Annotated in this window: 8 protein-coding genes; 7 read left to right on the top strand and 1 reads right to left on the bottom strand. The window is 44.8% G+C overall.

All coding sequences use genetic code 11. The annotated features are described in order from the left end of the window. The 7 genes from DWW91_RS04245 to DWW91_RS04210 all read left to right on the top strand — a co-directional run bounded on the left by DWW91_RS04245 (position 1) and on the right by DWW91_RS04210 (position 13,942). Positions 1 to 807, top strand: a complete 807-nt coding sequence (locus tag DWW91_RS04245; protein WP_010801055.1) for a LytTR family DNA-binding domain-containing protein — start codon at positions 1 to 3, stop codon at positions 805 to 807. A gap of 300 nt (positions 808 to 1,107) precedes the next feature. Beyond that, on the top strand, positions 1,108 to 2,328 hold the full coding sequence (locus DWW91_RS04235) for a hypothetical protein (protein WP_122327037.1): 1,221 nt from the start codon (positions 1,108 to 1,110) through the stop codon (positions 2,326 to 2,328). Positions 2,329 to 2,506: 178 nt separating this feature from the next. Beyond that, a complete protein-coding gene (locus tag DWW91_RS04230) occupies positions 2,507 to 4,711 on the top strand; it encodes an alpha-galactosidase (RefSeq protein ID WP_122327036.1) in 2,205 nt (734 codons plus the stop codon). A gap of 23 nt (positions 4,712 to 4,734) precedes the next feature. Beyond that, the gene (locus DWW91_RS04225) at positions 4,735 to 6,732 is read left to right on the top strand and encodes an alpha-galactosidase (protein ID WP_122327035.1); all 1,998 of its coding nucleotides are present in this window, start codon (positions 4,735 to 4,737) and stop codon (positions 6,730 to 6,732) included. A 21-nt stretch (positions 6,733 to 6,753) separates the two neighbouring features. After that, positions 6,754 to 9,846, top strand: coding sequence for a TonB-dependent receptor (locus DWW91_RS04220; protein WP_122327089.1), 3,093 nt, complete (start codon positions 6,754 to 6,756; stop codon positions 9,844 to 9,846). A 21-nt stretch (positions 9,847 to 9,867) separates the two neighbouring features. After that, positions 9,868 to 11,445 carry a RagB/SusD family nutrient uptake outer membrane protein gene (locus DWW91_RS04215; RefSeq protein ID WP_010801049.1) on the top strand — a complete coding sequence of 526 codons (1,578 nt, stop codon included), beginning with the start codon at positions 9,868 to 9,870 and terminating at the stop codon, positions 11,443 to 11,445. A 154-nt stretch (positions 11,446 to 11,599) separates the two neighbouring features. Next, positions 11,600 to 13,942 carry a hypothetical protein gene (locus DWW91_RS04210; RefSeq protein WP_122327034.1) on the top strand — a complete coding sequence of 781 codons (2,343 nt, stop codon included), beginning with the start codon at positions 11,600 to 11,602 and terminating at the stop codon, positions 13,940 to 13,942. Positions 13,943 to 14,381: 439 nt separating this feature from the next. Here the strand turns inward: DWW91_RS04210 and DWW91_RS04205 are convergent, their stop codons facing one another. Further along, a complete protein-coding gene (locus tag DWW91_RS04205) occupies positions 14,382 to 14,984 on the bottom strand; it encodes an FKBP-type peptidyl-prolyl cis-trans isomerase (RefSeq protein ID WP_010801047.1) in 603 nt (200 codons plus the stop codon). Between the last annotated feature and the right edge of the window lies 1 nt (position 14,985).

The following is a 14,985-nucleotide window of genomic DNA, read 5'->3' as shown; positions in this document are numbered from 1 at the left end:
ATGCAGACACATCCGTTTATAAATTCTGTCCTGTGTAGAATGGCTGGTGTGGCTTTGGCTGTGGTCAGTTGCAGCATAAGCGCCTTGCTCCTCTATTATTACGGACATACGGGATGGCTTGTCGCATGGTTGGATAGTCTGGTTTCGGTCGGTATATTCTGTGTCTCCGGTTTCCTGTTCTGGTATGTAACAGGCATATTGCGGCCATTACAGGCCCAGATTGCATTGGCTGTTGGCGTCCTTATCATATCCGTTACCGGAGGATATATGGCCGGGGCGCTGGTTTATCCGGATAGGATGGATTGGTTTGCATCTACCATTCCGTTCCGTATTTTGTTGGGTTTGCTGGGATGGATTATTTTGGCCCAGTGGTATTATATCCGTTGGAAGGAGTTGCAGATGGAGATACAGGAGGAACAGAGAAAAGAAGAAAATGCTCCGGCGGAAACAGGCGTATCGTCACCGGAAGAGGAAGCAATACTGGATCGCATCTCTGTGAAGGATGGCAGCCGTATCCATCTGATCCACCTGGAGGAGTTACTTTATATCCAGGCCAGCGGTGACTATGTGGCACTCTTCACGACCGACGGACAGTATATAAAAGATCAGACAATGAAATATTTTGAATCGCATCTGCCGGCAAACCTGTTTATCCGTATTCACCGTTCCTGTATCGTTAATAGCGAACAGATCATGCGTGTGGAACTGTTCGGCAAGGAAAGTTACCAGGTTCGTCTTAAAACAGGTGTCTGTCTGCGTGCCAGCCTGACCGGATACAAGTTGCTTAAAGAACGTCTTTCTCTATAGATTTGGCTGTTTTAACTGTTAAAATTAGCAGTTTTTGTCTGTATTGTATAAAGTTTTGTGTTCGGAAACAATTTTTAGCTACAATGCCCGAAAGGCTTAACATATATTGTCTGTAAAAGACTTGACAAACGCTTGTTTCAGGCTTATCTTTGTACTGTGGTTTTTTCATAATAGTATTAGATTTAAGGTTAACAAAGTTGGTTAGGGCTTGTCGTGAGACAGGCTTTAATTGTTTATAGGGGGTTCTTTTCTCATCATTTTGTATGAATCTTTGATTTTGAGGTGTTATCTTTGCAAGCTATGGAATATATAGGACTGCATGAAGATAAAATATCACTTGCTGATATTATAAAATATCTTTCTCTTTTGAAAGGTAATATGGATGAATTGAATTTGCTTGAATTCAAAACCATTAAAGGTTGGTTGGTTTATTCTTTGTCATTAGTTCTTTTGTTGTGTATACCTTGTGTAATCATTTTATTAATAACAGGTCTTTTATCCGGAAATATAGATAGCGGATTATTATTGGCTGTTTCTTTTATCCCTTTCCTCTTTATTTTGCCTTTGACATTGTTATTGACTTTCATCAACAATTACAGAAAACCTAAAAAGTTGAGGGAACTAATGCAGACGGTTTTGATGCGTTACGAATGGGATGGTCCTATCAATCAAACCGGACGGTTGCAGTTGGAATGCAGGAAGGACCATTTTCTGTTTAGAACGGAAGTTTTGCGGCAAATGAATCCCAAAGGGCGTAATGTGTCTTTGATTTTCATATCCGTTCCTTTCTATGTACCGATAGAAAAGGAGCTGATACATGCCGAAGATATAATTGCTTATCTGAAAGGCAAGTCTCTTTTCGTGATTGAGCCAGATATGGCTTGTTTGAGAATGTCGTTTAAAATGTTTCAGAAACTGGATTTGCGTGAAGATATTGATCAGTTGATTTATGTGATGAAACGTTTTTCCCTTCGTCCCGGAACACTCTTCAAGGCGCAGGATATAACTTTGAAAGTTCCTGAAACACTGGAAATACAGGCACTATTCGTTTTCGGTCAAAAAATAGACCAAAGGTTTCTGAATTGGGCTAACCTGATGCTTGATGCCGGATTTGTGAGTGATAATATGAAAATTATGGCTGAACAAGCATCTCTGACTCTCCCTCAAAAAGAATTGAAGAAAAGAGTAGAGGTGATTTTCCTGGAGTTTAATTTGTATTTCTCTAAAGAGACTGCATTAAATAATTATTTGATATTCCTTATACTGGAAGAACAGGAAGAACGAAGGTCTGTTTTGGAGATTATAGAATGTCTGGCCAGTCTCTATCAATCTTCCAGGCTGCCTCTGTTGCAAGAATATGATCTGTTATATAAAGCGAAAAGGGCATTGGATGAAACAGGAGAACAAAATTTCTGGACGGCAGACCTGCCTTTGACGGTCGATAATGTGGATACTTATATATTAACCTATTTGACCAGAAGGCTAGCTGACCTGATAGCTTCTCGAGAAAAGGATCAGTGATCGATCATCCCTTTGTAACAGATGCGTCAAAAAATAACGTAAATGTTGCATTTTTATTAAACCTCTATGAATTAAGCGCATAATTACAAATAATTGGCGAGTTCGTGCTTTTTGTGCTATTGTTTATTGATTTAGTTTGCACCATCAACCTTGAATAAGTAAAATAAAATTGATAGACATGAAAGCACTATTGTTAACTGTTGCCCTGCTGCTGGGGTGTGTAACCGTTTCCTCACAGGATAAAGATACGGGGATAATTACCGTCTCTACAAACGATCTGAGTATGGTCTTTTCGATCTCTCCGGATAAGAAAGTAGTGTATAACTATTTTGGCGATAAATTCCAGGACGTTTCCCCTTTCCTTCATAAGAAGTATAAAGAACAACCGGATAACGGAATCGGTTATGCTCCGGTAATCTATCCGGCTTACGGAGGACGTTTCTTCCTGAATCCGGCATTGAAACTGACCCATGACGACGGCGTTCAGACAACCGAATTAATATATGCAGCTCATCAGGTAAAGAATATAGATAATAATAGAATAGAAACAGTGATACAATTGAAAGATCCTTTGTATCCGGTTTTCGTTAACCTGAACTTCACGGCTTATCAGAAAGAAAATGTAATCTGCCAGTCAGTCTCCATATCCCATCAGGAGAAAAACAAGCTGGCTGTCGAGAATATTGCCTCCGCTTATCTTCCCCTTCATGCAGATTCTTATTATCTGACCCATTTCCACGGGGCCTGGGCTTCCGAAATGCAACTGGTAGAAGAACAACTGACACCGGGTGTGAAACGGGTGGAATCCAAGAAGGGGATACGTACTACCCAGTCTGAAAACTCTTCTTTCCTGCTTTCCCTGAATGGCCCTGCCAATGAAGACATGGGCGAAGTGTATGCCGGCTCCCTGGCCTGGTCGGGTAACTATCTGTCTTCCTTTGAGATAGACGAATGCGGTTTGTTGCATGTCATGAGCGGGATGAATGATTTTGCCTCTACTTATAATCTGGAACCGGGTAAAACGTTGCAGACTCCGGAAATGGTCTGGACATATAGTTCTACCGGTAAGGGACAGGTATCGAGAAACCTCCACGACTGGTCGCGTAACTATGCATTGGCCCATGGAGATCAGGAATTGCCTATCGTCCTGAATAGCTGGGAAGGCGCTTATTTCGATTTTAATGAAAAAACGATTACGGATATGATCGATGACGCTGCTGCTTTCGGTGTTGAAATGTTCGTACTCGATGACGGATGGTTCGGAAATAAGTATCCCCGCAATTCGGATAAGGTTGGTTTGGGCGATTGGCAGGTGAACAGGAAAAAACTGCCACGCGGAATCGATTATCTGGCGAAGCATGCGGTAAGTAAAGGATTGAAGTTCGGTATCTGGATTGAGCCTGAAATGGTAAGTCCCAAGAGTGAACTGGCAGAGAAGCATCCGGAATGGATCGTCAAGAGCGGTAAACGTGATATAATCCCGATGCGTAACCAGTGGTTACTCGATTTGAGTAATCCGGAGGTACAGGACTTTGTTGTAAAGACGTTTGATGAAGTGATCGCTTTGTCTCCTGATATCTCTTATATAAAATGGGATGCAAACCGTCACGTGGATAATTTCGGTTCCGAATATCTGTCCAAAGAAAATCAGACTCATTTCTGGATTGACTATACAAAGGGCTTGTACAGTGTTTACGAACGGATTCGTGCAAAACACCCGGATGTTCTTATTCAGTTGTGTTCTTCGGGTGGCGGCCGTCTCGACTTCGGTGCATTGAAATATCATGACGAGTTCTGGGCTAGCGATAACACCAATTCGTTTGACCGTATATTCATCCAATACAGCACAAATCTTTTCTTCCCGGCAAAGGCTACGGCCGCCCATGTTTCGACTACTCCGAATCATCAGACGGGTATGATGGCGCCGCTGAAGTTCCGTTTTGATGTGGCTATGACAGGCCGCCTGGGCATGGAGCTGCAACCCAAAGACCTGACCGGCGACGAACTACCTTTCGCTGAGCAAGCTATAAAGAATTATAAACGTATCCGCCCGATCGTACAGTTTGGAGACCTCTATCGCCTGAAATCTCCTTACGACGGAACCGGCTGGGCTTCACATATGTATATATCTAAGGATAAAAAGGAATCGGTGTTTTTTGCTTATAGCCTGAAATACCACGGACGTACAACATTCTTTGAGACCAGATTGAAAGGACTGGACCCGGCTAAAATGTATAAGATCACAGAGTTGAACAAAGCCGGGAACAGCACCTTCTATGGCGACGGTCAGGTTTTCCCCGGTGATTATCTGATGAAAGCCGGAATCAGCCTGACGATAGGGAATACTTATGAAAGTACCGTTCTGTTGATAACGGAACAATGAAACTATCTATAAATTATCAATACATGAAACTCATCAATTTAAATCTGCTGCTATTGCTCGCCCTGCTTGTATCCTGCGGCGAATCATCCGTTTCTTCGGGAAAGTGGACGGTTAGCTATGACCAGGTGCAGAAAGGCCACCGTATCGAGAAGGAGAACCAGCTTCTTTCCGATGGGGTTTATGCCTCCTACAAGTTGGGTAATAAGTTGGTCACGACCCGTGACTACAAAAAGAGCAGTTCGAAAGTCACCGCTATCAGCGATGCTTTCGGTCAGGGTTCATTGTTGCAGGTGACCTACACGGATAGCAACCTGCCTACGCTTGTACAATCTTTCTACATCTATCCGGAGAAAGATTATCTGCTGACGGAATTTACTCTTCAGGGAGGAGCCGCTGACGTTGAATCGAATTATATGGCCCCGGTTACTATCGACCGCATGCCGGCCGTGTTGGCTGAAGGCGATAACCGCGCGTTATTCCAGCCTTTCGATAACGATTGCTGGATACGTTATCAGTCTCATCCGCTCACTTTCGATCAATTACGTAGCTATGAAGTAGCGACTGTCTTCAACAACGACGACCGTAAAGGTTTTGTCATCGGTTCAGTGGAACACTCCGACTGGAAGACCGGTATCGATATGGGGAAAGGCGACCGTAATAATATCGGTTCATTGGTTTGCTTCGGCGGCGTTGCCGATTCGTTGACACGCGACTCTAAGGCACACGGTGCTTTAAAAGGAAAAATGGTAAAGTCTCCTAAGGTATTTTTCGGTATCTTCAACGACTGGCGTGCCGGACTGGAAGAGTATGGAAAAGCGAATGCGGTGGTTGCCCCTGTAAAGAGATGGCCAGGTGCCGTTACCTTTGGCTGGAACAGCTGGGGCGCGTTACAGTTCAGGCTGAATCATCAGAATGCAATTGAAGTGTCCGACTTTTTCAAAGAAAACCTGCAAAATAACCATTTCGTCAATACAGACGGGAATGTGACGATCGGCCTTGATTCAGGCTGGAACAGTTTCACGGAAGAAGAGTTGAAAGACTTCGTGAATCATTGTACTGCCAACGGCCAGATTCCAGGTGTATACTGGACGCCTTTCACCGATTGGGGAAAACATCCCGAACGGATGATCAAAGACGCTCCTGACTATAAATTCCAGGATGTCTACCTCTACGCCAACGGTCAGCCGCAGGAACTGGACGGTGCTTATGCCATCGACCCGACCCATCCGGCTATCGAGGAGATGATGAAGAAAACATCCGATCTTTTCCGTCGTTGCGGTTTCAAGTATGTAAAGATGGACTTTATGACGCATGGTGCGATGGAAGCCGACAAATGGTATAACCCGGAAATCCGTACAGGTATCCAGGGATATAATTACGGTATGCAGTTGCTGAATAAATATTTCGGTGATATGTATCTTAATTTATCCATCTCGCCTGTATTCCCGGCCCATTATGCCAACTCACGCCGTATCGCCTGTGATGCCTGGAACAAGATCAAGGATACCGAGTATACGCTGAATGCCCTTTCTTACGGATGGTGGCAGGATGAGGTGTATCAGTATAATGATGCCGACCACCTGGTGTTGCGCGAAGCTACCGAAGGCGAAAACCGTGCCCGTATCACTTCCGGTGCCATTACCGGACTTTATATCGTTGGCGACGATTTCAGTAAAGGCGGCAAACAGATCGACAAGGATCGTGCCTTGAAATTCCTGACGAACCCGGATGTGAATGCTGTAGCCAAAGGGGTTTCTTTCTCTCCGGTAGAAGGAAACGGTGAAAAATCGGAACATCAATTTATTCACCATGATGCAGATGGTACATCTTATTTTGCTATCTTTAATTATTCGGAAGATGAGATGAATGCCACTATTTCACTGGAACGTATGGGACTAGACCCTGCGGCAAACTATCAGGCAAAAGAGCTCTGGAGTGGAAATGAACAACCAGTAAAGGAAAAACTAACTGTGACGGTCCCTGCCAAGGATGCGTTGCTTTATAAAATTAGAAACAACTAAATGTTCTTAAATTTATCAATTATGAAACAGATCAAGCTTTTTAGTATTTTGATGATGCTTGTGTTATGCTGCGGTACCGTTTTCGCACAGGGCATAACGATAACAGGTACAATCACCGACGCTAAAACGTCGGAGTCGCTCCCGGGAGCGAGCGTTGTTCTCAAGGGAACAACGCAAGGGACTATATCGGATATGGATGGAAAATATTCCATCTCTGCAACACCGGGCGCCACACTGGTGATCAGCTATATCGGATATGACACCAAAGAAGTAAAAGTTGGAAACCAGCATGTTATTAACGTAACTCTTTCGGAAGACTCGCAATCTATCGACGAAGTTGTGATTGTAGGTGCTTCCATGAAGAAAAGCGACCTGACCGGTGCTATCTCCCATGTCGACGCCAAGGTGTTGGAGGAAAGACCGGTAACAACCGTCAACGAGGCCCTTCAGGGACGTGTTGCCGGTGTCTTGATCACTAAGGGAACCCGTCCGGGCGACGATTCCAGCATCAAGATCCGTGGTGTGAATACGATTAACTCAGGCTCGGACCCTATCTACGTTGTCGATGGTTTGGTGATGGGCAATGGTTATGGTGGTTTTAATGCGATCAATGTAAACGATGTCGCTTCGGTACAGGTATTGAAAGATGCCTCGGCTACGGCTCTTTACGGTTCGCGTGGTGCTAACGGTGTAGTTCTTATCACGACCAAGAAAGGTAAGATTGGCGAAGGACGCGTAACCTATGACGGATGGGTAGGTTTCTCTAAAATCACCCAGCGTCCGAAGACACTGAATGCACAGCAGTTGTTCGACCTGCGTGTGGATGCTTTTGCCAATGGTTACATGCATGATAATCCGACAGCAAACCGTCAGGATTATATCGACAATACGCTGATGAAAACCAATACGGCTTTCTCCGATGCTGAATTTGAAACGTATCGTTCGGGCAAGAGCTACAACTGGCTCGACGAAGTGATCAGCAGCGGTTTCCAGCAGAACCATTCCGTAAGTTTTTCCAATGCAACGGAAAAGAACAACGTTTATATCAGTTTCGATTACGCCAATATCGATGGATTGATCGGTGATTCGAAAGAAAAGAAATATTCCGGTCGTGTCAATGCGGAATCGATGATCAAACCGTGGTTGAAGATCGGTACGAACTCTTCTTTCTCACGTACGGAAAACAATTTGCCGACAGACGACGTGTACGACAAGGCACTGAACGCAAACCCGTTGCTGAATCCGGAACCGTTCCGCGATCCGTCGACCCGCTATACCTGGGATTATCTGACACTGTATTACCGTGTCCACAATGAAGGAAACAACAACGATTATAACCCGTTCAACTCGCAGGAAGTAGCCCGCGAGCGTGCCCGTAACCGTTTCCTTTCATCCAATTACATCAATATCAATCCGATTGAAGGACTGAATATCCGTTCAACTTTCGCGCTGGACGTTTCTTCACAGACATGGTTCGAATATACACCGAGCTACATCCAGGAAGCGATCCGCCATTATAACGGTGATGCAAGAGCAAAACATGAAAGATGGTCACAGCTGAACTGGCAGTGGGATAACACGATCACTTACGATAAGACGATCAACAAACACCGCATGAACTTCCTGTTCGGTACGAGTACGACTAAGAATACCGAAAACTATACAAAAGCGCAGGGCGACCGTTTCGCCAGCGACGACCTGTTGTGGAACGACCTGAAAGGTGCTGCCGCTAACGATAAAAAAGAACTTGATTCAGATTTCAAGGGCAATACCCTCGTTTCTGTGCTGGGTAGAGTGAACTACAATTATGACCTGCGCTATTATCTGACGGCAACGGCCCGTTATGACGGTTCTTCCAAATTTGCCGAAGGCCACCGTTGGGGTATTCTTCCTTCTTTCTCTGCTGCATGGGATGTGACGAATGAAGCGTTTATGGAAGACCAGACAATCTTTGACCGTTTGAAAATGCGTGTCGGTTACGGTGTGGTTGGTAACCAGGATATCGAAAACTATGCGTATCGTACGCTTTATTTCTCTTCTGTCAGCAACGGTGAGGCTTCTTATGCAACCAGCGGTTTGAGAGGTACACCTGCCATCACTTGGGAAAAACAGAAACAAACGAATATCGGTGTCGATATGGCATTTCTGAACGATCGTTTGAACGTTTCTCTGGACGGGTTCTTTATCAAGAACGATAACTTGCTGATGAAACATTCATTGCCGTTGACTTCCGGTTACAGCGAAACATGGGAAAACATCGGTTCTGTAAAGAACAAAGGTTTCGAAGCGACTATCAACGCAACCCCGATACAGACAAAAGACTTTACCTGGAATGTAAATGCTAACATCTCCTTTGACAAGAACGAGGTTTCGAAACTGTATGGCGATGTAAAGGAAATCCTGAACGGCTCTGAACGTGAGAAGAACATCTTTCTGGGTGAATCGCTGAATAACATTTATACTTATAAAACAGGCGGTATTGCCAATGAGTCAAACCGTAGCCAATGGGAAAATCTGGATTTCAACGGTAAACATGTCAGCTTGGGTGACTTGTTCCCATTGGATGTTTCCGGTCCTGACGGTGTGCCCGACGGCGTAGTCGACCAGCTTGACCGTGTAGTGGTGGGTAAGAAAGACCCGAAATTCTACGGTGGATTTGCAACAGACTTCAACTATAAAGGTATCACCCTGAATGCTGTTTTCAATTATTCTTATGGGGCGAAGAAGATCAGTTCTTATTATGAAACATTGATCAACAGTACAGGTACAAGCATGGCTTCCGAAGATTTGCTGAATCGTTGGACACCGGAAAATACAGGAGCCTCCGTTCCCCGCGTGATCGCCAATACCAGCAGCGGTTACAATCGTTACAACCCGTCGGATATGGATTACACGATCCAGAATGCATCTTATCTGCGTTTGTCTACCCTGACATTGGCTTATTCATTCCCGAAGCCTCTGTTGAGCCAGATCAAAGTAGAAAACCTGCGTGTTTACTTCACTGCATCCAACTTGTTCTGTATCACCAAATACAAGGGGTTCGATCCTGAAACAGGCGACTACGGTTATCCTCCGACAAAGATGTATGTGTTAGGTTTAAACTTTAGTTTTTAATGGAATAAATAGGAAACAATTATGAAAAAGAGATATAATTTAATCGGATTACTGGCTTTGGCGCTTACAGCCGGGATCACCACATCTTGTTCCGATTTCCTGACACAGGAGAACAAGAAAGCACTGACAGAAGAGCAGATCTATTCGGATGTCGAGTTTATCGAACTGAATCTGAAAGGTATATACAATACCTGGCGTGATAACACCCGCCAGGATGAACGGGCCTGGTTCCTGATGACCGGTACCGACGAAATCCAACGTGGAGCCCTTCAGAATAAAGGAGGCGGTGAAGGCGCGGCAATGGACCGTTACGATGCTAATATGAATTCATTGCATAGTAAGGTAAAAGATCAGTGGAACAAACGTTTCCCGATTGTTACCGCCGCAGCCAAGATTATCCGTGCATTGGATACTCCTGAACTGGTTGAGGGATCGAAAGAAGCCGGACTTTTGGGTGAAGCCTGTTTCGTCCGTGGTTTCGTCGATTATGAACTGGCTATGTACTGGGGTGAAATTCCTATCATCGACCTGGATAAGCTGGATGAAACGGGTTATGGCCGGCAGCCGCTGACCGATGTATGGCAATTCATTATCAACGACCTGGAAAAGGCTGCTAAGTATGCTCCGAAAACCAATACCGCCGGTCGTGCTACTTCCGGTGCCGGTTACACTATGCTGGGTAAAGCCTATATGTCCGCCCCGGTTGAAACAGGACTCCGTGACTTCAATAAGGCAAAGGAATGCTTTGAAGCGGTAATAGGTATGGGATACCAACTGGTTCCTTATGCCGATCTGTGGAATTACGAAAAACCGAATACAGCCGAATCTATCTACGAATTTCAGTTCAACAATAACCCGAACCGTAATCAGATTCAGTTTCAGATCGGTTCGCGTGTAGCACAGAACTGGTGGACCGATGGTTGTTATTTTGCTGGCTACGACCATGTAGTTGTTACTGAATATGCTTATGAAACCGTAGAGAACGGCGGTATTTGGGAAGACGGCGATGTTCGTAAAGAAGAAAGTATCCGCTACGATTTCACTTATTATGGCGAAGTTCCCAACTATGAATGTGTTGCCTGGGAAGACCTGGGTGAAGACCATGACGAGTTGAAACCGCATGTAAAGAAATATGAAGATTTCCGTACCGACCAGCATTCCGGACTGGGTATCAATAATATGTGGAACTCGGGTAAGAATATCCCGGCTATCCGTTATGCCGATGTGCTTCTCAGTTATGCTGAATGTCTGAATGAATTGGGACAAACCGGGCAGGCTGTCGAAAAGGTAAACGAAGTGCGTAACCGTGCGTGGGGCTTTAGTATCCCGGCTGATAAGAAATGGGATGCAGGCATGTCGCAAGATGTTTTCCGTACAAAGATATTGGATGAACGTATCCGTGAGTTTCTGGGTGAGAACTGGCGCCGTGCCGACCTGATCCGTACAGGCAAGTTTGTCGAGTATATTAAGGAACGCAATAAATGGGCGAAACGTTCGGGTACGATACAGGATTATAATGTCCGTTATCCGATACCTAACGAAGAGATCGAACAGAATCCGGACATGACGCAGGACGATCAGAACCCGGGTTACAGATAATAGTAGGGCTGCCCCCGTTTCCTGTTTTGGAAACTGTAATCGACTAAGCACTAGTCGGTAATGGCAAAAAGATTGTAAGAAGAAAAACACCGGGAAGGCATGTCTTTGCCCGGTGTTTTATTTACTAACCGAATTAAGCTAATATACAAGGATCATGAAAAAGAATTTACAAAGAATTACCCTGCTCTTTTGTCTTGTCTGCCTGTTTATCGGGAGGGAGACGTTTGCGGCTGACCAGCAGACGATAACTTCCGGTGACTGGAAGATCGTTTATAACAACGATACGAAAACCTGTGATTTTATCCATAAAGGAAAAACAATCCTGGCGGGTGTCTTCGTCCAGGCCAAAGATAAAGACCAACTGCTGCGTAGTACGGAATACGGCCAGCCGACCTTCTCGGAAGAAGCTGTCGACGACGTTTTCGGTGCCGGCCATAAATATACATTTACCTATGCCGGACAGGAGGGAGCACCTTCCCTGCAACAGCTGTTTTATTTCTATCCTGATAAAAGCTATTTCCTGACAGAGGCTTTTATCCTTTCAGAAGCCGGTACGTCGAGTAATTATATCGCTCCGGTTGTTACCGAAACAGTCAACTCTTTCCTGAATACGAATACCTCCAACCGCGTGTTATCCGTCCCCTTTGATAACGATGCCTGGATCGGCTATTCCTCTCTGGCCTTGTCGGTCGATTCCGTATCGTTCGAGGTTACTTCTTTCTACTGTGGTGATACCCGCGAAGGGTTGGTAATCGGCTCGGTAGAACACGATACCTGGAAGACCGGAGTCCGTTATTCCACTTCCGGCAACCAGAAGGTAAACCGTCTCGAATGTTTTGGCGGCATAAGCCATCGCGTAACCCACGATATAGATGCTACCGGAGCAAAAGCCCACGGCAGCATTTCCGGCACTAAACTGAAATCTCCGAAGCTCTTAATCGGTATGTTCAACGATTGGCGCGAAGGGTTGGAAGCCTATGGAGAGGCCAATGCCTTGATCGCGCCTCCCCGAAAATGGTCGAATGGAAATATCTTCGGTTGGAACAGCTGGGGCGCCATGGCTGAGAAGCTGAACTACGAAGGTGTGCTGGATGTCTCTGATTATATCAGTACGAACCTGCAACCGAACAATTTTACCAATGACGGCACGGCCTATGTCATCCTCGATTCTTATTGGGATAACCTGACTGATACCCAGTTGAAATCATTCGCCGAACGATGTGTTGCCAACGGGCAGGTTCCCGGCATTTACTGGGCTCCTTTCTCCGACTGGGGGGAAAACGGCAGCCGTACGATGGAAGGAAGTAACTATAAATATGGGGAAGCCTATTTATATGTAAACGGACAGCCTAAAAAGATCGCTTCCCGTGCCCTGGACCCCACGCATCCCGGAACCCGCCAGCGGATGAGTTATTTCATCAACCGCTTTAAAGATTTAGGTTATAAATATATCAAGTTCGATTTCCTGAATAATGCAATCCTTGAAGCGGACTCTTATTATGATAAGAATGTAACGACCGGCGTTCAAGCTTACAACAGCGGAATGAAATATCTGACGGAATTGTGCGGAGACGATCTGTTTATGGCTTTATCCATTGCGCCTGCATTTCCGGCTCAATACGGCAATTCCCGTCGTATCAGTTGTGATGCCTGGGGAGCTAAAGAGGATACGGAATATGTAATGAACGGCCTTTCTTATGGCTGGTGGCTCGACAAGGTGTATAACTTTAATGATGCCGACCACCTGGTGCTTCATAGAGAGGATTATAACGAGGATGAGAACCGTATGCGTATTACCTCCGGTGTGATTACCGGGACATATATCCTGGGTGATAACTTCAGCCAGAAGGGAACATGTCTCGGGGAACCGGCTGCCCGGCAGAAAGCAGAAAAGTTTGCAACGAATGCGGAAGTGAACGAAATTGCCCGTATCGGTAAATCTTTTTATCCGGTAGAAGGGGCAAAGGCTTCGGGAAAGAATAGTTGGGGACGTAACCGCGGCGAGAATCTCTTTATGCTAGATACGGAAGATTATCTGTATGTTGCCGCTTTCAACTATAAAGACCTGGCTTTCTCGGAAAATATAAAATTGTCGAGATTGGGAATCGCCTCTTCCGATGTAAAAGGAATTAAGGAATTGTGGACCGGGCAGGATGTATCATTGCAAGGTGAAGAAATCCCTGTATCCTTACCTGAGTATGGCGTGAAACTCTATAAGATAGAGAAGAAAGGTACCGGTACCGGACTAACTGGTCTTACTGCGCCGGATAAAAAGATTACAGGCTGGGTGAAGGATGATCATTTGTTCATTCAGAGTGAAGAGACCTTGAAAGGTCTTTTCATTTATTCGGCGCAGGGAACGTTAGTCAAGAAACTTCCGGCTTTATATCCACAGGCCCGCTATGATATAAATATCGCTGATTTGCCAAAAGGCATGTTTCTTGTTCAGGCAGTCACTTCCGTGCAGGAGTCAGAATGTTTGAAGTTCGTAAAATAATGGTATCTGTTTCCCCTCTGGAGAGGGGATTAAGGGGTGTGTTAAAGCTCGTTTTAAGGCGTAACTATAACACACCCCCTGCCCCCTCTCCAGAGGGGAAAAGTTACTCTCCGGCTGTTAATTTTAGTAGAATTTGATTGTAATCTATATAGTTTTGTGTTCAGTAACAAAATTTGACTGGAACAAGTGTTTTGCTTAACGTTTATTAGTCTGAAAAGGCTTGACAAAAGGCCTCTACAGCCTTATCTTTGTACTGTGGTTTTTTCATAATAGTATTAGATTTAAGGTTAACAAAGTTTGGTTAGGGCTTGTCGTGAGACAGGCTTTAATTGTTTATAGGGGTTTGCTTTATGCGAGCCTTATTATATCAAACTAACAGACAATAAAAAAGGGAACATCAGGTCAATTGATGTTCCCTTTTCTTTTATATAAGAACGGATTAAGTTGTACCGGCAACTTCGGCTGTCCGCTCTACTACTTCAATTTCAAAAACTAAAGTAGAGTAGGCAGGGATAGTAACATTCCCGGCGCTGTCTTTTTTGTCAACCGAACCATAACCTAGTCTTTGAGGAATCCAGACTTCCCATTTCTCGCCTACTTTCATATTTTGCAGAGCGATAGTCCATCCTGATATGGGACTGGGAATTCCTGTTCCATAGTAACTATTGTAGTTTGAAGAGGCTGTACTGACAGCCCATTCGGAAGGTGATCCGTCTTCTAATTCTTTCTTATCGAAATATTCACCATCCTCGCTGTTAGGGAACCATCCTTTGTAATAAACAGTGACACGACTGTTGTAATAGATTGGAATTTCAGGTTTATCTGCTTCTTTGAGCCTTTTAGCATAAATGAAATCTTCTCCGGCTCCCTGTATGCTTACCTTAAAGAAATCCGGGTCATTAGCCTTCGCCGCGAAAGCCTGTTCGTTTTCCAGCTTGTAGGCTTCAACGGCTACATCATCACTATCATCGTCATCTTTACAGGAAGTAAAGACGGCAGACATACAAAAAATCATCAACGCGAATTGCAGGTACTTCTTCATT

Origin of the sequence: Parabacteroides sp. AF17-3 (assembly GCF_003635445.1) — a bacterium.
GTDB classification, from domain to species: Bacteria; Bacteroidota; Bacteroidia; order Bacteroidales; family Tannerellaceae; genus Parabacteroides; species Parabacteroides goldsteinii.
The sequence above is the reverse complement of the archived record's forward strand: the minus strand, read 5'-3'. Positions and strand labels throughout refer to the sequence as shown.